General features: G+C 64.1%; 20 protein-coding genes and 4 pseudogenes. 13 read left to right on the top strand and 11 right to left on the bottom strand.

Annotation, left to right across the window (positions count from 1 at the left end):
• The 4 genes and pseudogenes from ACFODQ_RS02150 to ACFODQ_RS02135 form a co-directional block, all read left to right on the top strand.
• Positions 1–203, top strand: a pseudogene (locus tag ACFODQ_RS02150) (hypothetical protein); the annotation flags it as partial.
• Positions 204–275: 72 nt separating this feature from the next.
• Positions 276–512 (top strand): hypothetical protein, encoded by a 237-nt coding sequence (locus ACFODQ_RS02145; protein WP_377014791.1) that lies wholly within the window; start codon positions 276–278, stop codon positions 510–512.
• Positions 509–955 (top strand): hypothetical protein, encoded by a 447-nt coding sequence (locus tag ACFODQ_RS02140; protein ID WP_377014789.1) that lies wholly within the window; start codon positions 509–511, stop codon positions 953–955. Before ACFODQ_RS02145 ends, ACFODQ_RS02140 begins: the two co-directional genes overlap by 4 nt.
• A gap of 33 nt (positions 956–988) precedes the next feature.
• Entirely contained in the window at positions 989–1,270 is a 282-nt protein-coding gene (locus tag ACFODQ_RS02135; protein WP_377014787.1) for a hypothetical protein, read from the top strand.
• 98 nt (positions 1,271–1,368) lie between these two features.
• Here the strand turns inward: ACFODQ_RS02135 and ACFODQ_RS02130 are convergent, their stop codons facing one another.
• Both ACFODQ_RS02130 and ACFODQ_RS02125 read right to left on the bottom strand, forming a co-directional pair.
• Complete coding sequence (locus ACFODQ_RS02130; protein ID WP_377014785.1) at positions 1,369–1,587, bottom strand: hypothetical protein; 219 nt, start codon at positions 1,585–1,587, stop codon at positions 1,369–1,371.
• Positions 1,588–1,658: 71 nt separating this feature from the next.
• Positions 1,659–1,925, bottom strand: coding sequence for a DUF2061 domain-containing protein (locus ACFODQ_RS02125; RefSeq protein ID WP_377014783.1), 267 nt, complete (start codon positions 1,923–1,925; stop codon positions 1,659–1,661).
• A 330-nt stretch (positions 1,926–2,255) separates the two neighbouring features.
• Here ACFODQ_RS02125 and ACFODQ_RS02120 point away from each other — a divergent pair.
• The 4 genes and pseudogenes from ACFODQ_RS02120 (at position 2,256) to ACFODQ_RS02105 (ending at position 7,701) form a co-directional block, all read left to right on the top strand.
• Positions 2,256–3,861: pseudogene (locus ACFODQ_RS02120) on the top strand (DUF4178 domain-containing protein).
• 17 nt (positions 3,862–3,878) lie between these two features.
• Complete coding sequence (locus ACFODQ_RS02115; RefSeq protein ID WP_021027983.1) at positions 3,879–4,097, top strand: DUF350 domain-containing protein; 219 nt, start codon at positions 3,879–3,881, stop codon at positions 4,095–4,097.
• Positions 4,098–4,450: 353 nt separating this feature from the next.
• Positions 4,451–5,937 (top strand): annotated as a pseudogene (locus ACFODQ_RS02110) (polyamine aminopropyltransferase).
• 42 nt (positions 5,938–5,979) lie between these two features.
• Positions 5,980–7,701, top strand: a complete 1,722-nt coding sequence (locus ACFODQ_RS02105) for an FAD-dependent oxidoreductase (RefSeq protein ID WP_260718560.1) — start codon at positions 5,980–5,982, stop codon at positions 7,699–7,701.
• 95 nt (positions 7,702–7,796) lie between these two features.
• Here the strand turns inward: ACFODQ_RS02105 and ACFODQ_RS02100 are convergent, their stop codons facing one another.
• Entirely contained in the window at positions 7,797–8,750 is a 954-nt protein-coding gene (locus tag ACFODQ_RS02100) for a Bug family tripartite tricarboxylate transporter substrate binding protein (protein WP_377014781.1), read from the bottom strand.
• A 302-nt stretch (positions 8,751–9,052) separates the two neighbouring features.
• Here ACFODQ_RS02100 and ACFODQ_RS02095 point away from each other — a divergent pair, with 302 nt between their 5' ends.
• On the top strand, positions 9,053–9,838 hold the full coding sequence (locus tag ACFODQ_RS02095; RefSeq protein ID WP_116925358.1) for an enoyl-CoA hydratase/isomerase family protein: 786 nt from the start codon (positions 9,053–9,055) through the stop codon (positions 9,836–9,838).
• A gap of 34 nt (positions 9,839–9,872) precedes the next feature.
• On the opposite strand, the gene ACFODQ_RS02090 is transcribed toward ACFODQ_RS02095, so the two are convergent.
• From ACFODQ_RS02090 to ACFODQ_RS02060, 7 genes and pseudogenes are all read right to left on the bottom strand, one after another.
• Positions 9,873–10,694, bottom strand: coding sequence for an amidohydrolase family protein (locus ACFODQ_RS02090; protein ID WP_377014793.1), 822 nt, complete (start codon positions 10,692–10,694; stop codon positions 9,873–9,875).
• A gap of 787 nt (positions 10,695–11,481) precedes the next feature.
• A pseudogene (locus ACFODQ_RS02085) lies at positions 11,482–11,979 on the bottom strand (LysR substrate-binding domain-containing protein); the annotation flags it as partial.
• Between the two features lie 116 nt (positions 11,980–12,095).
• Positions 12,096–12,233, bottom strand: a complete 138-nt coding sequence (locus ACFODQ_RS02080) for a LysR family transcriptional regulator (protein ID WP_377014778.1) — start codon at positions 12,231–12,233, stop codon at positions 12,096–12,098.
• A gap of 102 nt (positions 12,234–12,335) precedes the next feature.
• Entirely contained in the window at positions 12,336–13,190 is an 855-nt protein-coding gene (locus tag ACFODQ_RS02075; RefSeq protein ID WP_377014776.1) for an alpha/beta fold hydrolase, read from the bottom strand.
• Positions 13,191–13,194: 4 nt separating this feature from the next.
• Positions 13,195–14,157: a Bug family tripartite tricarboxylate transporter substrate binding protein gene (locus ACFODQ_RS02070; protein ID WP_377014774.1), complete on the bottom strand. Its 963-nt coding sequence runs from the start codon at positions 14,155–14,157 to the stop codon at positions 13,195–13,197.
• Between the two features lie 142 nt (positions 14,158–14,299).
• The gene (locus tag ACFODQ_RS02065) at positions 14,300–15,367 is read right to left on the bottom strand and encodes a mandelate racemase/muconate lactonizing enzyme family protein (protein ID WP_260718556.1); all 1,068 of its coding nucleotides are present in this window, start codon (positions 15,365–15,367) and stop codon (positions 14,300–14,302) included.
• Positions 15,368–15,372: 5 nt separating this feature from the next.
• Positions 15,373–16,341 carry a tripartite tricarboxylate transporter substrate binding protein gene (locus tag ACFODQ_RS02060; protein WP_116925352.1) on the bottom strand — a complete coding sequence of 323 codons (969 nt, stop codon included), beginning with the start codon at positions 16,339–16,341 and terminating at the stop codon, positions 15,373–15,375.
• A 175-nt stretch (positions 16,342–16,516) separates the two neighbouring features.
• Here ACFODQ_RS02060 and ACFODQ_RS02055 point away from each other — a divergent pair, with 175 nt between their 5' ends.
• The 4 genes from ACFODQ_RS02055 to ACFODQ_RS02040 all read left to right on the top strand — a co-directional run bounded on the left by ACFODQ_RS02055 (position 16,517) and on the right by ACFODQ_RS02040 (position 19,315).
• Positions 16,517–17,755, top strand: a complete 1,239-nt coding sequence (locus tag ACFODQ_RS02055) for a CaiB/BaiF CoA-transferase family protein (RefSeq protein ID WP_116925351.1) — start codon at positions 16,517–16,519, stop codon at positions 17,753–17,755.
• Between the two features lie 71 nt (positions 17,756–17,826).
• Complete coding sequence (locus ACFODQ_RS02050; RefSeq protein ID WP_260718554.1) at positions 17,827–18,432, top strand: glutathione S-transferase family protein; 606 nt, start codon at positions 17,827–17,829, stop codon at positions 18,430–18,432.
• A 146-nt stretch (positions 18,433–18,578) separates the two neighbouring features.
• Positions 18,579–18,932, top strand: coding sequence for a hypothetical protein (locus ACFODQ_RS02045; RefSeq protein WP_377014770.1), 354 nt, complete (start codon positions 18,579–18,581; stop codon positions 18,930–18,932).
• Entirely contained in the window at positions 18,929–19,315 is a 387-nt protein-coding gene (locus tag ACFODQ_RS02040; protein WP_377014769.1) for a hypothetical protein, read from the top strand. Before ACFODQ_RS02045 ends, ACFODQ_RS02040 begins: the two co-directional genes overlap by 4 nt.
• Positions 19,316–20,563: 1,248 nt before the next feature.
• Here the strand turns inward: ACFODQ_RS02040 and ACFODQ_RS02035 are convergent.
• Positions 20,564–20,924 (bottom strand): hypothetical protein (locus tag ACFODQ_RS02035; protein WP_377014767.1); only part of this gene is annotated, 361 nt, incomplete at its 5' end.

Below are 20,924 nucleotides of genomic sequence, written 5' to 3'. Positions count from 1 at the left end.
CCACCCGGTGTTCCGGCTCGACACCACGCGTGCGCGCACTGGGCACCGTGGTCTCGCACGTGGCATCGGCAGCGACCATGTGCGCTTTCTGCGCAAGGGCTGCCGAGCATCGCCATCCTGATGGACCGGGCGGCTATATCTCGCCGTCCTGGTACCCCAACTACCCGCAGCGCGACAGCGCGCGACCTGGGGCTTTCAGGTAGTGCACCTGCATGGCACGCCGCGCCATGCTCGAGAGATGAACTCGTCGCCCACCTGCAGGACCGGTAGGCCATATGGAGCGTGCCGCCGCTGCCCCTGGGACAGCAGCGAGCTGGGCCCCGGCGGCATGGAGCGGCGCCTGCCCGGCATTGTGGGCTATGAGATGCCGGTGGTGCGCTGTGAAGCAAGTTCAAGCTCGGCCAGGACGAACGCCGGCCGACATGCGCGGCGCCGTCGAGCGCCTGCGCGAGCAGAACCAGCATGCGCTGGCCGATACCATAGAGCAGCACTGCCAACTCCAACAACCATGACCACCCCAGACAAACAGACCGACCCCATCGCCGATGCCATTGCGCGCCACCCACAGCGGCCTCAGCGCCGTGCCGGAGGCCGCCGCCTTCCATGCCTGGGTGGCGCAGCAGCGCGGCAGCTGGGTGGGCTGCTGCCCGGCCTGGACAGGGCGCGCATGGGCCATATCGATTTCCGCAGCCGGATTCGGCCGTGGGCCGCCGCCAGCGCCAGCATGGACCGCGAGAGCGCCATCCGCGCCTATGAGGACTGCAGCAGCCCAGGGGTTGAGATGGGTGTGGGCCACTGGATGGAGCAGCGCTGCGTCTACCAAAGCAGCAACTACGCATCCACCCGCCTGCGGGCGCGATGCGCGACTGCCACCTGGGCTTGGACTGTTTGCGCCCGCAGGCACCGCGCTGCGGCTGCCGCTGGCCGCAGAGGTGGTGGTTGCGGAGGTGCGTGATATCCGGCTGGACTATGGCGGCATGCTGGTGCTGTGCCACCAGGGCCTGCACACCCTCAGTTTTTCAGCATCTGGGGACATCTGAGCCATGCATCGGCCCGGCGCTGGCAGCCGGGCGATCAGATTGCCGCAGGTACCGAGTTTGCCCAGCTGGGCGACTTTGCTGAAAACGGCTGGTGGCTGCCCCATCTGCACCTGCAGCTGTGCCTGCTGCGCCTGCCCGACTTCAGCGACGCACCCGGTGTCGGCGCAGGCCTTGCGCCGGTCTGGCAAGACATCTTCCACCAACCCGGCGCCGCTGCTGCGCGCCGATGATGAGGCGCTGCGCAGCTAATTACTGTGCGGCTGGGTCGCAGCGCACCTGGTTCATATAGATCGAGCAGTTGTACTTGTTGCCCTGAAAGCTCGCCTGGTTAGCGCGTCGATTCGCGCTGGCGGTCAAAGCCAAAGACCTGCACATGGCCTCGGTGCTGCTGAAGTAGTTGGCGGTTTTCTCGGCGATCACCTGGTCCGACAGCACCGCATTGCTGCCAATGGGGCCACCACATCGCAGCCCTGCAAGGCAGCACGGCCACGCACAGGGCGGGCCAGGCGGCCAGGGCAAAGACATTGCGCAAGATGGAGGGGGTCATGGAGGCATCCTGTAGGTAGCGGCAATGCGCTACTGTCTCACATCCCGTCGGTCCTGTCAGGAGGTGGTGCGTCAGGCTGCTTGCGCTTCGGCAGGCACGGCAGCCGAGCGCGCATTCCAGCGCTGCCATGCCTTTTCATGGAAGAAAAAGGCAAAGGCCTGCACCGTGGGCTCGAGCAAGCTCAACGTGAGCGAGGCAATCAGGTTGCCGGTGACAGCATAGGCCACCATCGCGGCCACCGTGATGTGGATCAGGTAGTAGCTGGCGGTCTTTTTGAGGGTTTGGCGGTTGTTCTGCAGGCTGCGGCGGAGGGAGACATGGCGGGCTCTTTCTTGCAATGAGGGCCACTAACACACCCCTTGATACGTCGTTGCCTGCCGGCCGCGCCAAGCCTTGCCGTACTACTGTACTGTCTGCGGCTTGGCGCCTAGTCTCAACCGCAACCTTTGGTTTGCTGGGTCGTGTTAGCGGCCCTAAATCAATGACAGTGCTGTAAATGATATTTATTAGCAATGGCAAGGGCCAATGAATCCTCGCTAAAAACAGCATACGTCAGCGCAATGCCTGCCGTCACGGGCAGGCGGCCCGCGCGCCAAGGCCTGCGCTATGATGCGGTGCGGTTGCCGACCGGGCGACGTAATAACACCTCCATAACAAGCCAGACGACTATGACGACGGACCAGCAACGCAGCTATACGGCACCCTGCCCGGGCTGCGGTGCACCTGTGGAATTTTCCAGCGCCCAGTCTGTATTTGCCGTCTGCCCGTATTGCCACAGCTCCATCGTGCGCAATGGCGATATCTTGAAGCGCATCGGCAAGATGGCCGAGGTCTTCAACGACTACAGCCCGCTCAAGCTGAACAGACCGGCCAGTTTGCCAAGGGCAGCCAGGGCAAGCCGGAGGGCTTTCGCCTGGTGGGCCGGCTGCAGTACAAGGGGGAGACCGGCAGCTGGAACGAATGGCTGGCACTGGGCGACAGCGGCGAGACCGCCGTCATCAGCGAGGACAACGGCCAGTTTGTGCTGAGCCGCGCGAGCCAGGCCCCCACCAAGAACCTGCCCCCCGCCGACCGCTGGCAGCCGGGCCAGCGCATTGCGATCAGCGGCGTGCAGTACAGCGTGACCAGCGTGGTGCTGGCCCAGCTGATGGCGGCCGAGGGCGAGATGCCGCACCAGCCCGAGCTGGGCAAGCCCTTTACCGTGGTGGAGCTGCGCACCGAAGACGACAAGGTGCTGTCCATCGACTACAGCGAGCAGCCCCCTGCCGTCTACCTGGGCGCGCCGGTGCTGCTGGGCTCGCTCAAGATTGCAGGGCTGCGGCCCACGTCCACCAAAAAGGACCAGGGCCGGCACTTCAACTGCCCGCGCTGCGCGCGCGCGTGTCGACATCAAGCTGGACACGACCCAGGCCCTCACCTGCCCGAGCTGCGGCTCGCTCATCGATGTCTCGCAAGGCATTGGCGGCGAGCTGCGCGCGGCGATGCAGAAAGACCCGGTCAAGCCCCTGGTGCCGCTGGGCAAGATAGCGACGCTGGCGGCAGCAAATGGCAGTTGGTGGGCTTTCAGCACCGCATGGGGATCGAACCCGATGACGACGAGTACTTTGGCTGGGATGAGTACCTGCTCTACCACAGCCAGCAGGGCTTCCAGTTTCTGGTCAACAGCAGCGAAGGCTGGAGCCTGGTCAAGACGCTGACCGGCGCGCCCGACTACCGCGCAGGGCGCAGCACGGCGACCTGGAAGCAGCAGACCTACCAGCTGCAATCGCGCTACCGCGCCGAGACCACCTATGTGCTGGGCGAGTTCTACTGGCCAGTCGCCGGGGCGACAAGACCGACAATGTGGACTTTGCCCGGGGCAAGGATGGCGCGCAGCTGCTGAACCTGGAGCAAAGCGCGCGCGAGCTGAGCTGGTCGCTGGGCCGCAAGATGACGCCCGAGTCGGTCGCAGCCGCCTTTGGCATGAGCGACCAGCTGGCGCTGTTCAAGCCCGAGACCAGCAGCTTCACGGTGCCCAAGCTGGGCTGCATGCCCATCATCATTGGGCTGTTCCTGCTGTTCTTTTTGCTGATCTGGTTGTGGCCCAAGGGCTGCGATACTGCGCTGGAGCGGCGCAAACTGGCCGCCGACCCGACCTATGTGAGCAAGTGCAGCACCAGCACGGGCAGCGGCCGGTCGTCGAGCGGTTCCTGGGGTGGCTACAGCTCCGGCGGCAGCACAAATAAACAATGGCTGGCAACAGCACTGCGCAGAGCCCAACGGGCGCGCATTTGACGAAGGAGAGAGTTGTGATGGATTTGGAATGGTTCCGCCCTGCGGCGTTTTTTGGCTCCATCCTGTTCGCCATGGTGGGCGTGGTGGTCTTCTGGCTGTGCTTTCTGATCATCGACAAGATCACCCCCGTGGACATGTGGGCCGAGATTGTGGAAAAGCAGAACCTCGCGCTGGGCGTGGTGGTGGCGGCGATGAGCCTGGGCATCAGCATCATCGTGGCAGCGGCCATCGGCTAGCGCCTGTTCGTGCCACGCCAGCTGCTGCGGCTGGCATGGCCACTACCGCCGTCGCCCGTTGATGATCGCTGTTGGCCACGGATGGCCGCTGCTGCAGCGCCTGGCATCTGCGCGGGCGATTGGCCCTTTTTTCCTGTTAGCCCACGCTGCTGGTGCCCGCGCGCCTGGCACCGTCCCTGCACTGTTCGCCCGTGTCGACCTCCAGCCCTGACAACCCCTCTGCCAACGCTTCCCCCCCAGCATCGCCCAGCCCGCGCCCCGATGGCGCTTTAGGCAGCGATCACGCGCTGGAGTTTGGCCACGCCGCCCTGCCGGAAAGCGGCGTGCGGCGCGCCAGCCCGCTGGAAGTGGCGATGCTGTTCAGCGTCTTTGTGGTGGCGGCCTGTGGCCTCTTGTACGAGCTGGCCGCAGCGGCGCTCGCGTCCTACCTGCTGGGTGATTCGGTGCTGCAGTTCTCCACCATCATCGGCACCTATCTGTTTGCGATGGGCATCGGCTCCTGGCTGTCGCGCTACCTGGTGCGCGAGCTGCCGGCGCATTTTCTGCGCATCGAGCTGATGGTGGCGCTGGTGGGCGGGGCCTTGCCTGCCGTGCTGTCCATCATCAACGCCTATGTGCCCAGCGCCTTCCACTGGATGCTGTATGGCACGGTGCTGGTGGTGGGCACCCTGGTGGGGCTGGAGATACCGCTGGTCATGCGCATCCTCAAGCGCAATGTGGTGCTGCGCGATCTGGTATCGAAAGTGCTGACCTTTGACTACCTGGGCGCGCTGGCGGTGTCGCTGGCCTTCCCGCTGCTGCTGGTGCCGCACCTGGGCCTTATCCGCACCGGGCTGGTGTTTGGCCTGCTGAACGCCTTGGTGGCGGTGTGGGCGCTTTTTCTCTTCAAGGAAGAGCTGCGCCGCTTTGGCAGCCATGTGCTGGCCTGCGGCCTGGTGATTGCCGCCTTGCTGGGCGGCCTGGTGGGCGCCGAGCGGCTGACGTCGCTGACCGAGGACCACTTCTACCAGGAGCCCATTGTGCTGACCCGCACGACGCCCTACCAGCGCATTGTGGTGACCCAGGGCAAGCGCGGCGCGCGCCTGTACCTGAACGGCAACCTGCAGTTTGCCCAGAGCGATGAATACCGCTACCACGAGGCCCTGGTGCACCCGGTGATGAGCCGCTTTGGCGCGCCGCGCAAGGTGGCGGTGTTTGGCGGTGGCGACGGCATGGCCGTGCGCGAAGTGCTCAAGTACCCCTCGGTCGAATCGGTGACCCTGGTCGAGCTGGACCCGCAGATGACCGACCTGTTCCAGAACGTGCCGAGCATGCAGGCGCTCAACAGCAATGCCTTGAACGACCCAAGGTGCGCATCATCAATGCCGATGCCTTCCAGTGGCTGCAGAAGGCCGACGAGGTGTTCGATGTGATCATCGTGGACTTCCCCGACCCGACCAATTTTGCAGTGGGCAAGCTGTTCACCAACAGCTTCTACGCAATGCTGAGCCAGCATTTGGCGGCCAGCGGTTTTGCGGTGATCCAGACCACCTCGCCGCTGATTGCGCGCGAGAGTTTCTGGACCGTGGTGACCACCGTCGAATCGGTGGGCATGCAGGCCACGCCCTACCACGCCCATGTGCCCAGCTTTGGCGAATGGGGCTTTGTGATTGCCAGCCGCCGCCCCTGGAGCCTGCCGACCACCTTGCCCGAAGGCATGCGCTTTTTGAGCCTGCCCAGCCTGCCGCTGTTGTTTGACTTTCCGCCCGACATGGCGCGGGTGCCGACCGAGGTGAACCGCCTGTCCAACCAGGTGCTGGTGCACACCTATGAGCGCGAATGGGGCAAGGTGGCGCACTGACATGATGGCCTGCCACCCTTGCCCACTGCGGACCGCCCAGTGATGCAGCGCCGCTCCGTCCTGAAAGGCGCCGCGGCGCTGGCTGGCAGCAGCGCGCTGGCCGGCTGCAAGCCCGCGCCACCCAGCACCAGCACAGCCCATATCCAAGGCGGCTTTGTGGGCCAGGCCTGGGAGCGCGGCCATGCGATGCGCGACCGCCTGGCACAAGGCCTGCCGCTGCCCGCGCCCAGCCGTACCCACCGCGTGCAGGTGCTGATTGCCGGCGGCGGCATTGCCGCGCTATCGGCCGCCCGCGCCTTTCGCCTGGCAGGCGCCAGCGATGTGGCCCTGCTGGAGCTGGAAGACCAGGGCGGCGGCAACAGCCGTGGCGGCACGGTGCAGGGCCTGCGCTGCCCCTTGGGCGCCCACTACGTGCCGGTACCTGGCGACAGCGCGCCCGAGGTGCAGGATCTGCTGGAAGAACTGGGTGTGCGCCAGCGCGTAGCTGGCCGCTGGCAGTACAAGGACGAGTACCTGTGCTTTAGCCCGCAGGAGCGCCTTTTTATCCATGGCGAATGGCAGGAAGGCCTGCTGCCCACGCAGGACGTGGCCGCCAGCACCATCGCCCAGTACCAGCGCTTTGCCCAGCTGGTGGACAGCGCCATGCGCGCGCAGCCCTTCAGCATGCCGGTGATGCGCAGCTGGCAGGCCCAAGGCGGCCTGGCCCCCGCCCACCAGGCGCTGGATGCGATCCCTTTTGACACCTGGCTGGCCCAGCACCAGCTGGACGACCCGCTCCTGCGCTGGTATCTGGACTATGCCTGCCAGGACGACTTTGGCGCCGGCTGCGTCCAGGTATCGGCCTGGGCGGGCCTGCACTACTTTGCCAGCCGCCACGGCTTTCAGGCCCCGGGCATGCCAGACGACGCGCACGACAGCGTGCTGACCTGGCCGCAGGGCAATGGCTGGCTCAGCGAGCAGCTGAGCGCCCCGGTGCAGGCCGCCGGCTGGCTGCACAGCGGCCACACGGTGATGCGGATCGCCGAGACGCGCCAGGGCGTGGAGATCGACAGCTTCAACCACGCGAGCCAAAGCATGGAGCGCTGGCAGGCTGCGCACTGTATCGTGGCGCTGCCGACCTTTATCGCGGCCCATGTGGTGCAGGACCCGCCCGACTTTCTGCGCGCCGCCGCGCAGGCATTGGATTGGGCACCCTGGCAGGTGACCAATGTGCATATCCGCGCCCCACTGCGCGACCGCCCCGGCGCCGAACTGGCCTGGGACAATGTGCTGTACGACGATGTGGCCCACGGCGGCCTGGGCTACGTCAACGCAGGTCACCAGCGCCTCAATGCCATGCAGCAGCTGCCCACGGTGCTGACCTGCTACCGCGCCTTGGGCGGCAACGCGCCTGGCGCCAGCGCCCGCAGCGCCCGCCAGCAACTGCTGGCCCAAACTTGGGAAGCCGCCCGCGACCAAACCCTGGCGACGCTTGCCCGCGCGCACGCCGACATCTACGAAAAAACCACCCATGTCGAGGTCATGCGCTACGGCCACGCGATGGCCATTCCCCGCCCCGGCACCCAAACCGTGCTGAGCCGCATCGGCCAGCCCGCCACCAGCGCCAAGCGCCCAGCGCGGATCAACGGCGAACGCCTCCAAGCCCTGCCCACCCCGAGCACCGGCCGCCTGCATTTTGCGCACAGCGACTGGTCGGGGTATTCGGTGTTTGAGGAGGCGTTTACGCGGGGGTTGTATGCGGGGGCGGCAGCGGTACGGGGGTGATGGAGGCAGCTGCGCATGCACATTGGGAGCCATGCCTCACGCCGGCAAGTGAAGCGCATGGCTGAGATGCAGCAGGCGCTGGTAAGCTCCTTTGCTCACAAAAAAAGCAGGGGTTCTTCTACCGGACGCGAGGCGTCCCGATCAATCTGCCTGGACTTTTGCCGACTTGACCACCGCCTCCCATTTCTTGCGGTCTTGGCGATGGTCTTGGCAAACTCCTGCGGGCTGCTGTACAGCGGCTGGATGCCGTAGGGTTTGAGTGAATTTTCCATCGACGGCTCGCGCATCACCTTCACCAACTGACGGTTGAGGTAGGACACGATCTCCGGAGAGGTCCCGGCCGGCGCCAAAACGCCCAGCCACAGCGAGACGTCATAGTCTTTGAAGCCTGCAGTCTCAGCCATGGCCGGCATGCGCTCACGTGACGTCACCGCCAGCGGGCGCAGCTTGCCGCTCCTGGTGTACTCGCCAAAGAGCGACGCGGTATCGAAAGTCATGTCGATGCGCCCGGCAATCAGGTCGGGAAGCCCGGCTGAGCTGCCCTTGTAGGGAACATGCTGCATGTCCACCCCGGCGATCGATTTGAACAGCTCGCCCGACAGGTGGCTGCTGGTGCCGTTGCCCGCAGAGCTGAAACTCAGCCCACCCGGCTTCTTGCGCGCCAGCGCCACCAGCTCGGCCACCGATTTTGCGGGCACCTGCGGATTCACCACCAGCAGGTTGGCAGTGACATGCGTCAGGCCCACCGGCGCAAAGCTGGTGGCCGGATCGTATTTGAGGTTGGGATAGAGGCTGGGATTGATGGTCAACACGCCCATCGTCGAGTACAGCAGCGTGTAGCCATCCTTGGCGGCATTGGCAACAGCCTCGGCACCAATGCTGCCGCCTGCGCCCGCCTTGTTATCCACGATCACCGGCTGCCCCAGCGCCTCTGCCAGCTTCTGTGCCATACCGCGCGCCATCTGGTCGGTGGCGCCGCCTGCCAGGAAAGGCACAACGAGGCGGATGGGCTTATTCGGGTAGCCACCCGGGCCCTCATCCGCCTGCACTCCAGTCACTGCCACAGCGGCCAAAGCGGCCAAAGCGAATCCGGCGATGAATTTCTTGCATTGCATTTGATGTCTCTCCATTTCTTATGCGCTGTATTGCCACGGCGGACCAGCACTGCTCCGAGTGTAGGCACAGCACAGCCCAATACCAGCCAAGCTGCGGCAAGGCTGGCATGCATCCCGAGACATAGCGGCGGTGCCTGCATCGCTCCAATGCGCATAGCAGAAGTGATGCTGCAGAGCTGGCTGGCACAGGGGGGCATTGGATAGACTGATCCTTTGCCATCACCAAGAGAAGAGACATGAGCGACTGGAAAGAATTGACGCAGTTGAGCGTGGAGGTCAGCGACCATATTGCCGTGATGACGCTCGACAGCCCCCCGGTGAACGCCCTGACGCGCACGCTCAATGACGAGCTGACCTGGGCGTTGGATCGGGTCTCGGAAATGGACGAGGTCCGCGTCGTGGTGCTCACGGGGGCTGGCAAAGTGTTCTGCGCCGGCGCGGATCTCAAGGGCCGGGCCGATGTCATCAAAGGCCCCGGGGACCTGCTGGCGCACTCGCGGCGCACGCGCGAGTGCTTCCATGCGATCCGCGAATGCGCCAAGCCGGTGATCTGTGCGATCAATGGCGTGGCGCTTGGCTCAGGCCTGGCGATGGCTGCATCGTCCGACCTGCTGCTGTGCTCGGACAAGGCATCGCTGGGGCTGCCCGAGGTGGATGTGGGTTTGCTCGGCGGCAGCCGCCATGCGATGCGGCTGTTCAACCATACCCAGCTGCGCCACATGATGCTCACGGGCTACCGTATGCCCGGCGCCGAGCTGTACCGCCTTGGCATCGTTCTGGCCTGCACCACTCCCGAAGAGCTGATGCCCACCGCGATGAAGCTGGCGGCCGTCGTCGCCTCCAAAAGCCCGGTGTCGACACGCATGGGCAAGCACACCATGAATGTGGTCGAGGACATGAGCCTGCGCGATGGCTACCGCTATGAACAGGACATGACAGCGCAGATTGCCAAGACCGACGATGCCAAGGAAGCGCAGCTCGCGTTCAAGGAAAAGCGCGCCCCGGTTTTCACCGGGCGTTGAGCGCAGGCGGCGCGCATGGCGCGCCCCCACCTCGTCAGTCGTAGAGTCGCGTCGGGTTGTCCTGGAGCACCTGGCGCACCGCTGTGTCGCTCCCGGACCATTGCTTGAAGGTTTCCAGCAGCTGCCCGGCATCGGGCTCAGGCGTCACACGCAGGTGCGGCCAATCGCTGCCCCATACCAGCTGCTCGGGGTTGGCCTCCAGCAGCAGGTCGTGAAACGGCCGGGCACGCTCCAGGTCGGCATCGCCTAAGACGTTGCGGTAGGCGCACAACTTGACCCACACCGTGCCCTCCTCCAGCAAAGACAGCAGTTGGCGAAAGCCGGGCGCATCCACGCCCGCGGTGGCATCGAAACCGCCCATGTGATCGATGACCACCGGCACCGGCAGCTGGCGCAGGCGCGGCGCGATATCGGGCAGCACTTGGCAGTCGGTCCACAGCTCGGCATGCAGTCCTTCGCTGGCCAAGGTAGCAGCCATGTCTTCCAGATCCTGCAACGACGCACTACCGGCGAAGTTGCCGCTGGCGCTGCGTTGGCTGAAGCGCGCCGCACGCACGCCACGCGCGCGCAGCCCGCGCAGGCGCTCCGCGGCATGGGGGCGCAGCACGGCAACGCCGCGCAGCTGCGGCAAGGCGGCGAGCGTGTCCAGCAGCAAGCGGTGGTCTTCCCCATAGGCGCTGGGCTGCACGAGCACGCCGTGGGTCAGGTCCAGGCGCCCCAGCAGCGCCAGATAGTCGGCCTGCAGGGCTTCGGGTGGCGTATAGCTGCGGTCCTCGTTCAGCGGATAGCGCGCGTAGGGGCCGAACAAGTGGGCGTGGCAGTCCCAGCCCGGGTGATCGCATCGCTCATGGCCTATTTCCTTGGTGTTGGGGCAAGGGGAATGCCGGCTGCTGGCCTTCGGGCAACGGAATCTCGTGGGCATTGAGCGTCATCGCCACCATGGTGTAGTAGCCGACCAGCGCCGTCAGCTCCACCACAGCGCGCTCGCCAAACACCTCCAGCGTCGCCGCGTAGGTGGCATCCGAAACCGAGCGCTGCTGGTTGAGCTCCAGCGCGAACTGGTACACCAGCTGCTCCTCCGGCGCGCGAAAGGGCGGCGGCGTCTGGGCCAGCAAGGCTTCGAGGATATCGACCTCGATGCCGATCTTCTCCGATTCGCGCCGGTGCGCATACCACTCGAAGGGAGACTGGCAGGCGCGACCCGTCACCAAGATGGCGATCTCCGACTGCCGCTGCGTCAGGCTGGTGCGGTAGCGCAGCAGCGCACCGAGGGCTTGCCAGCAGTCGGCCAACTCGGCGTTGTGCAGCGCCGCGCGCAGCGGGCCCTCGATCTTGCCGCGCGGGCCGGACACGACCTTGTCGTAGACCTGGCGCTGAGCGGGTGACATGCTCTCTGGGGCGGGTAGGGAAATGCGGGGCATGGGTCTCCTTCGTATGCAGGTCATGGATTTCACCATGCATCCCGGCCGTCTCACCCCCCTGAAGCCGGCAAAGCTGTTATGCCTGCAGCGTGGATCGCCACATGCCGGCGTGCGCCTGTTCATCGACGATCTGCGCGATCTGCCGCGCCACGGCTGACGCCGCGCGGCCGGGCCCTTGTTGCGGGCAAAGACCATGGAGACGATGCGCTGCAGGGGAGGATTGACGATGCGCGCGGCGCTGAGGCTGCCGTCTTGCACCTCGCTCCAGACGGCATGGATCGGTAGCACGGTGTAGAGCCCCTCCTGGGCGACCAGAGAGCGCATCAGCGGCAGCGAATCGGCTTCGATGACAGGGACCAGATTCATGTGCTCCTGGCGCGCCAGCGCATCCAAGGTCGTACGCAGGCCATTGGGAGCACCGGGCAAGATGAAGGGCAGATCGTGCAGCGCAGAAAAGTTCACCTCTGGTGCCGAAGTCAGCGCATCGCCTGCCGGACCGATCAGAAAGCTCTCCACGCTGGCCAGCGCCTGCTCCTGCTCGGGCACCGCATGGCTGTATCGATAGAGAATGGCGATGTCCACGCGCGCATCGGCCAGCCATTCCTCCACCTGGCCGCTCGAGCCTTCGAGGATCTTCAGGTGGATGCCAGGAAACTGCGCCCTGATCTGCTGGAACAGCCGCCCGACGATAGGTCCGGAGATGGAGGGCAGGGAGCCCACCGTGACACGCCCGGCGGGCTCGCGCGCCTCGCCGCGGATCTCGACTTCGAGCTGCTCGGCATCCGCCAGCAGGTTCTTCACATGGGGAAAGATGCGCTCGCCCACATCGGACAGTGTCACGCCGCGCCGGTGCGGTTGAACAGCCGCGCGCCGCAGTCGCGCTCCAGCGCATTCAGTTGGCGGCTCAGCAGGGATTGATTGCTGTCGAGAAAAAGCGCGGCCCGCGTCAAGCTGCCAAGCTCGGCAATGGCCAAAAACGTGCGCCATTTTTGCAGGTTGGAGGCGATGTCGAGCTGGAGTGTGGTGGCTTTAGCGCTGCACATGGAATCGGAAAGAGGCATCAGGACAATGGCTGATTAAACCCCATGTGCTGCGCCTGCGCCGCGTCCGCCCCCCTCCGGCAGCAGGGCCATCCAGCGCGCGATTGCGCCAGCCACCGCGACGGGTTGCTCCACCACCAGCGCATGGCTGGCCTGGTCGATCACCTGCACCGTCACCCGCTGCGCGCCCAGCAGGTTCTGCAGCTCCGAGCGGCTTTCCGGCGGGCGCCAGGGATCCTGAGCGCCTTGCAGGTCCAGCAGCGGCGCATTGGCCACCGTCCACCAGCGGTCCTTGGCCGGCACCGTGCCGGCCGCGCGGTAGATCGCCCGCAAATCGGGGTGCCAGCCTTCAAGCCAGGCCCTGGGGTCGTTGCCCGTGGCAAAGAAGGCGCGCTGCAGATGGGCGATGCGCAGGGCATCGGGCTGGCTGGGGTCGGAGGCGATGTCCAGCGATTCCGCCATGCCTGCCGGAAACACCCGCGCTGCGGCCCCCGCTACGACCACGCCGCTCACGCATTGCGGGTGGTCCATATCGGCCACGCGCGCGATGAAATGGCCAAACGCATGGCCGACCAGCACTGCGCTGCCGCCGCCCAGCGCCTCTACGGTGTCGATCACGTCCTGCGCTAGCGCGTGAAGTGTGAGCTGCCTGACGGGCAGCGTGGTGCGCCCCATGCCGCGTGGCTGGGGCCGCAGCACGCGGTGACCGAGCAGCGCCAGCTGCCGCGCCAGGGGGTCGAAATCCAGCGAATCGCGCTGCGACGACGGTAGCAGCACGATGGCCGGGCCCACGCCGTTCTGCGGAGCATCGATCACTACATCGATCTCGCCATCACCGGTGCAGACCATCTCACGGCAGTGCAGCACCGCTGGGGGGATCGTCGCGTTCATGGCATCAATCCACCGTCGCGCCGGACTGCTTAACAATGCTGCGCCACTTGGGAATCTCGCTGCGCACCAGCTGGGCAAACTCTTCGGGGCTGCTGGAGGTCGGCTCAATACCCAGTTGGGTGAGCTGTTTGCGCAGCTCGGGCGTGGCCATGGCACGCACCAACGCGGCATTCAGTCTGTCGATCACGCCTTTGGGTGTGCCGGCTGGCGCCATGACGCCCAGCCAGTTCGAGACGTCGTAACCGGCCAGCCCCGACTCGGCCAGCGTGGGAATGTCCGGCAGCGAACTGAGCCGGGTACGTGATGTCACGGCCAGCGCGCGGGCCCGTCCGCTGCGGATCTGCTCTTCGTAAACGGTGTAGGAGTCAAAGGTCATGTCGACCCGGCCAGCCAGCACATCGGTGAGCAGCGGCGCACTGCCCTTGTACGGAACATGCACCATCTTCACCCCGGCAAGGTCATCGAACAGCGCACCCGACAGATGGCTGGAGCTGCCGTTGCCAGCCGAGCCGTAGGTCAGCACGCCAGGCTTGCTTTTTGCCAGCGCAATCAGCTCCTTGACCGTGCGCGCCGGCACCGCCGCGCCCACCACCAGCACCCGCGGGGTGGTGTGCGTCAACGCCACCGGCGCGAAGTCCTTGACCGGGTCATAGCGCAGCTTGGCATACAGCGCCGGGTTGATGGCCTGTGTGCCCATGGTGGCAAAAAACAGCGTATAGCCATCGGCAGGCGCACGAGCTACCAGCTCCGCAGCAGTCACGCCGCCAGCGCCTCCACGGTTTTCAACGACCACCTGCTGTCCCAGCTCGGATCCCAAGCGCTGCGCCATGCCGCGCGCCATCATGTCAGCGGCGCCACCGGCGGGGAAGGGCACCACCAGCCGCAGTGGCTTGTCGGGAAAGCCTTCAGCCCTTGCCAGGGACGGCACAGCGGCGTACAGCGCTGCTGCCGCCAGCGCCAGCAGCAACGGGCGTCGGCCTATGCCTGCGGCAGCGCTCGCAGGCGCAGCCAAGTTTTGCGGAAATGTCATGCCGGCTGTCTCCTCGTTATTGAAACCCTGCCACCGGGCAATCTGGGTTCTACCGTCTGGGGTGGTCTTTCGCGCAGTCTCAGCTACGCCAGCCCACGCCGCAGCCCTGCCCCTTGGGCAGTGTCAGGATGCCGTCTTGCACTGGCAGCGGCGTGAACGGGTCGTCTTGCAGATGCAGATGCTCCGACAGCTCGCAGGCATAGGGAAGCGCCTTTGGAATGCATGCCGCCTGCAGTGCCATGGCCTGCATCAGCGCCGGCCCGAACGCCGCACCGATGCGGCAGGCCACCTGGCCGCCCTCGCAGATACGCACGGCTTCGAGGAAGTGGCGCAGCCCGCCAAGGTTGGTGACCTTGAGGTTGATCACATCCACCACGCGTTCGGATACCAGCCTGAACACATCGCGCACGCTCTGCGCGCTCTCGTCAGCCTCGATGGCCACCGGCAGCGTCCGCGTCAGCAGGGCCAACCCGGCGATATCGGCCGCAGGCACGGGCTGCTCGATCAGCGCGATGTCATAACGCTCCATTTTGGAGAACGCGCTGATCAGCTGCTTGGCGTGGTACGACTGGTTGGGGTCGAGCGTCAGCGCCACATGCGGCCCCACTGCCGCGCGCACGGCGGCAATGCGCTGGATGTCGGTCACCGTATCGCCCGCCAGCTTGAGCTTGAGCTGCGAATAGCCTTCGCCCGCCAGCCTTGCCGCGATGGCCGCCATTTCGTCAGGCGACTTGATTGGAAGAATGCGCGACAGCGCGACGCCATCGCGCATCTTGCCACCCAGCAGCACATGCACCGGCACGCCCAGGCGGCGTGCCAGCAGGTCATGCAGGGCCATATCGATGCCGGCCTTCACGGTGGGGTTGAAGGCCAGTGTGGCATCCACCTCTTCCATGATGGAGGCGATGTCGTCGGCACGCCGACCGATCAGCCGTGGCGCGAGGAACTCCAACGCCGCCAGCGCGCCGGCGCCATGTGTGGAGATCGCGGGTATCGCATGCACATAGCCAAGGCCGATGTGACCGTCCTCGTCCTGCAGCTGCAGCACCGCCCCTTCAAGGCGCGGCACCTGCGCGCGTGCAAACTTCCATTGCGGATCAGCCAGCCCCTGGATGCAGGGCTTGACCAAAGCGTGGGTAATCTTCATCGCGTTCAGTCCAGCGTGATCTTCGCACTGGTGATCACACCGCGCCATTTATCAGACTCGGCCTGCATCAGGCTGCGGTACTCCGCTGGCGTCGAGGTGGCAGCGATCGCGCCTTGCTTGAGAAACCGCTCCTTCATCTCCGGCGAGTTGATGGCCGCTACGGCTGCTTCGCGCAGCTTGGTCTGCACGCCGGCAGGAAGGCCCTTGGGCGCAATCAGACCATAGGTGGTCTCCATCAGCACATTCGGCAGCCCCAGCTCCACCGTGGTGGGAACATCGGGCAGCTGCGGTGCGCGCGTCTTGCCCGCGACCGCCAGCACCACCAGGTTGCCATTGGCGGCAAAGGGCAAGATAGGCAGCAGATCCACCATGGTCATCTGCACCTCGCCCGACAGTACCGCGCTGATGGCAGGCGCCGCGCCCTTGTAGGGCACATGCACGATGGCTGCGCCCGTCTCCTGCTTGAACAGCTCAAAGCCGATATGCGGCGTGGTGCCCGCACCTGCGGAGCTGTAGTTCAGGGTATTGGGCGCGGCCTTGGCCTTGGCAATCAACTGCTCCAGCGAGGTGATACCGGACTTGCGGTTCACCACGATCACGCTGGGTATGCGCGCCGCCAGCGTGAGAAACTCCAGGTCGTCGAGCGAGTAAGGTACTTTCGTCAGGTTGGGCATGCCGGCCAGCGGGCCCGGCGCGACCAGCGCAAATTGGTGGCCGTCCGCTGGCGACTTGGCGGTGGCATCGACGCCAATGGTGCCGCCCGCGCCCGCCCGGTTATCAACTACCACCGGCTGCCCCAGGGAAGCTGCCATCTTGGTTCCGATCATGCGCGCGATGGCGTCGGTCGGGCCGCCAGCCGCATAGGGAACGATGAGCTTGAGCGGCTTGGTGGGCCAGTTGTCGGCCCACGCGTGGCCGCTTGCGAGCAAGGGGCCGATAGCCGCCAAGAGGCTGGCAAAAGTACGTCTATGCATGGTCGTTGTCTCCTTTTGCACCAGTCTATGCAGAGCCTTGCGCCCAGGTAAGACCCTTGCATCGCAAGCCTGCTATGTGCCTTGAAGCATCTCAGCCTTGCGCGCGCACCGGCTAGGCGCACTGCCAATGCCGCCCTAAAGTCCAGGCATTGCATAGCTGACTGGAGTCTTTCTGATGACCAATGCCAAAGTGGCTTCTGGCCCGTTGTCGCACCTGCGGGTGCTCGACCTGAGCCGTATTCTTGCGGCGCCCTGGGCTGGGCAGATCCTGGCCGATCTGGGAGCTACGGTCACCAAGGTGGAACGCCCGGGCGCCGGCGACGACACGCGATCCTGGGGCCCACCCTTTCTCAAGGATGCCGAGGGCAAGGACACCAAGGAAGCCGGCTACTACCTGGCGGTGAACCGCGGCAAGCGCTCGATCACCGTGAGCCTGGACACTGCAGAAGGACAACAGATCGTGCGCGACCTGGCCCTGCAGTCGGACATCGTGCTGGAGAACTACAAGGCCGGCACACTCGCGCGCTATGGCCTGGACGAAGCCAGCCTGCGCAAGATCAATCCACGGCTCATCTATTGCTCGGTCACTGGATTTGGACAGACCGGTCCGCGCCGCGACCAGCCCGCCTATGACTTCCTGATCCAGGCCATGGGTGGCCTGATGAGCGTTACCGGGGAGCGCGACGGCCAACCGGGCGGCGGCCCGCAAAAGGTCGGTGTGCCCATCGTCGACCTGATGACCGGCATGTATACCGCGGTGGCAGTGCTCGCGGCCGTGGCGCGCCGCGATGAAAGCGGCGTTGGCGAATCGATCGACATCGCCATGCTCGATGTACAGGTGGCGATGCTGGCCAACCAGGCCATGAACTACCTGGTGTCCGGCAAGACGCCTCAGCGCAACGGCAATGCGCATCCCAATATACAGCCGCAGGATGTCTACGCCTGCGCTGATGGCGACGCCATCCTGGTGGTCGGCAACGACGGGCAGTTTGCCAAGTTGTGCGATGTGCTGGGCCACGCCGAGTGGGCCCAGGACGAACGCTTTGCCACCAACGCACAGCGCGTGCGCAACATCACCGCCCTGTCGGCGATGCTGCGCCATGAATTGGCCCAGCGCCCGCGCGCCGAGCTGATAGCGGCGCTCGACGGCGCGGGCGTGCCCTGCGGCGCCATCAACTCGGTGCCCGACGTGTTCGAAGACCCGCAGGTCAAAGCCCGCGGCATGCTCCACTATGTGCCGCATCCCAGCGGCGTGCAGGTGCCGCAGGTGGTAAGCCCGATGCGCTTCTCCGAGACACCATTGCAGGAGCAAATGGCCCCACCGCTGCTGGGGCAGCATTCGCGCCAGGTGCTGGAGGAGCTGGGCTATTCGGCCGAGCGCATCGACCAGCTGCTGGCCAGTGGTGTGGTGTAGCCTCTGAACCGGCCAATGCCCCATGCGCGCCAGCGCCGGTGCGCTCTTCTGTCTTCACTTCCAGGTTTTCTATGCAACTTCACTGGTCCCCCAAATCGCCGTATGTCCGAAAAGTCATGATCTGCGCCCATGAGCTGCAGCTGACGCAGCAGCTGCAGCTGGTCCGCTCCGTGGCCGCGATGCTCAAGCCCAATGCCGTCCTGATGCAGGACAATCCGCTGTCCAAGATCCCGACACTGATCCTGGACGACGGACGGACGCTGTTTGACTCGGTCGTCATCTGCGAGTACCTGGACGATCTGGCCAGCGGCTCGCTGTTCCCTCGGGAAGGCGACGCCCGCTGGGCGGCGCTGCGCTGGCATGCGCTGGGTGACGGCCTGCTCGATGCGCTGATTCTGTGGCGCAACGAGCGCGAGCGCGCCGTGCCGCTGGCGGCCCTATTGGCCGCGTTCGAGCACAAGACCCGCGCCAGCCTGGATCTGCTGGAGGGCGAGGTCCCGGCGCTGGAGGCGCGCGCCTTTGGCATCGGCCATCTGACCCTCGTCTGCGCGCTGGGCTACATCGATTACCGTTTCGACACGCTGGGATGGCGCGAACAGGCACCGCAGCTGGCGGCATGGTTTGCGAAGATGCAACAGCGCCCATCCGTGGCGGCTACCGAGCCGGTGGACGGCTGATCGCACGCAGTGTGTGGGACTCCATTTGTCTGAATCATCGCCAGGACGGAGGGCCTAGCAAACGGTTCATCGATACGGCTGGCTCGATTCCCGGTTCAAGGCCCCAAAATCCGAACGTAACGGCAATTTCATGGAGTGCTACTGCGATGGCCTACGCCAAGGAATTTTTTGATCTCCAGATCTACTTCGCCAGAAAGATCGCGGTACTGGCGAACCTGAAGCTGGAGACGGCCCTGCTCGACTACACGAATTTCTACGTCCGACTAGTGGGCGGTCGAGATTTCGACCCCCACCACCCCAGATGGATGGCCTACATTGCGGGGCTGAAAGACCATCCGGACCTTGGTGCATGGACCTACCATGTCTACACCCAGCGTCCGCACCTTGACCGTCCCGACTCGGTGATCGCAACATTCGGCTGTTTTTCGTATGCTTGGGGGAGCCGGGTCAGATCAGGCTTCACTTCCACAACGACGACCACAGTTTGCAGGGACCCTTGAGCGACGAACGCATGGGGCTGCGCTTATCGGAGCTCGCTGCACTCGTGGCCCATGTTCGCGCCGAGCAACCATCAGCCAGGCAGATAGCGGGTGTCTCCTGGCTCTATCACTTGCCAACCTACAAGCGGCTGTTTCCTCCGCCTTACACCGCGCACGCAATGGTGGCCAGCAACCGATTTCGCAACATGCCACTGTGGGGCCAGTTTTTGAACCGCCACGGCGGCGTCCGAAAGAGCGCTGCGGCAGCGTTCCTTCAGCGGGTCGACAGTCAAGCCAGCGCAGACAATCCCGCACAATGCTTTCCGCTACTACCACTGGCCACTTCCGCACCGGTAGACGTCTTCCACGATTTCTACCAATCGCAACTTGCCACCAGGTTTTAGTGCAGCCAACACAAGCTTTGCCAGGCGACTCCATGGGCACATCCAGGTCACACGCCCAAGCCTCTCTGTGAATCGTTGCTTCACTGACCGCGCCCCTGCTCCTCGCGGTCCCCAGCCTTTAGCAACGCCCGGCTTAGCCATGCGCCGACCAGAAATCGCCATCCTTCCCACCGTTCTCACCTGCGATTAGCCCGCTTGGCGCCAACCAGCCCGGCGCCAGCACCGCCCACCAACAAATGCTTGCCCAAGGCTGGGAAGCTGTGCGCAACCAAACCCAGGCCACCCTTGACCCGCGCACACGCCGACATTTACCAAAAAACCAGCAACGTCGAGGCCAGGCGCTAAGGCTACGCGATGGACATCCCCCGCCCCGGCACCCAGACCGTGCCGAGCCGCATCGGCCAACCCACCAACAGCGCCAAGCGCCCAGCGCTGATCAACGGCGAACGCCTCCAGGCCCTGCCCACTCCAAGCACCGGCGTCTGCATTTTGCGCACAGTGATTGGTCGGGGTATTCGGTGTTTGAGGAGGCGTTTACGCGGGGGGTGTATGCGGGGGTGGGGGAAGGGTGACGGGTGCTTGGGAATCTGCGCCAAGTTCGGGTTCGGGTTGGCGCAGGCGCTGAGAGAAGCAGGAAAAACGGCTGCTGGCATCCCATCTGCACATGCCTCTCGCCGCATCCCAGAAAGCAGTGAACACACCACCGCCAAATGCTACTAGTCGAACGACTTCATTCTGAAGTCCGTTTGGTGGGTGTGTCAAAAATAGAAAATTGGCCTTTGAACTGAGCGCAGCCCTCTGTCCCTTTTCCCGGCTCCGGAAATCTGTAGACCCAAGCTACATCAACAACTCCAGCATCTGATTTCAGATCATTAAAGCGCTTGTATAAAGATACTTCTTGCTGCATAGAAGTATTTGCCTTAAGCACAAAATCTCCGAGCGGTGTCCAAAGGCATATATAGGTCTAATCTCTGTTTTCGCCTCTCTGTATTTCGCAGAATAGTTTATTCCGAAACCGAATATGGACTAAGAAAGAAAATCGTAGAGAATGTCCAAGTCTCGGGACGAGATGCTATCGATCGAGACGACTAACACATCGTTATTTTTTGACTCAACGCTAACATGCACAGGGCACGGCTGAACCGATGCGCTTAAGCTATCCAGCGCCCATAAAAATTAATATCAATCGCCTTTATCATTAGCTCTCACATTTGCAGCATTAAAAATCCCACTTATGATTTGATAGTTTTATGTGGGAGGAGATTTGAGCACCCCCTCGAAACGACGGCAATGCTTTTCAAAAATCTCACTATTTGGAATACCGTATTCCCATGCAATTGAAACTCTATCAATAGAAATTCCAGAGTAAAGCGAGGATAAATAACCTATATCAACCTCACTAGATATTGAAGATTTAGGACCTAATTTTAAAACCAATGTATTTCGTCCGACTCCATGCACCTGTCGGATTCGTTTGCCGTCAACCGACACATGGAATTCCACACCGCCAGACAAAAGCACCCACGGTAGTCGGTCGTATTGAATTTCATGAGGTTTGCTCATGTTATTCTCGAGACCTAATTCAAGCCTTCCGTTACTTTCTCTAACA

The organism is Comamonas sp. JC664, assembly GCF_042647185.1.
This window is presented reverse-complemented; position numbering and strand designations above follow the sequence as displayed.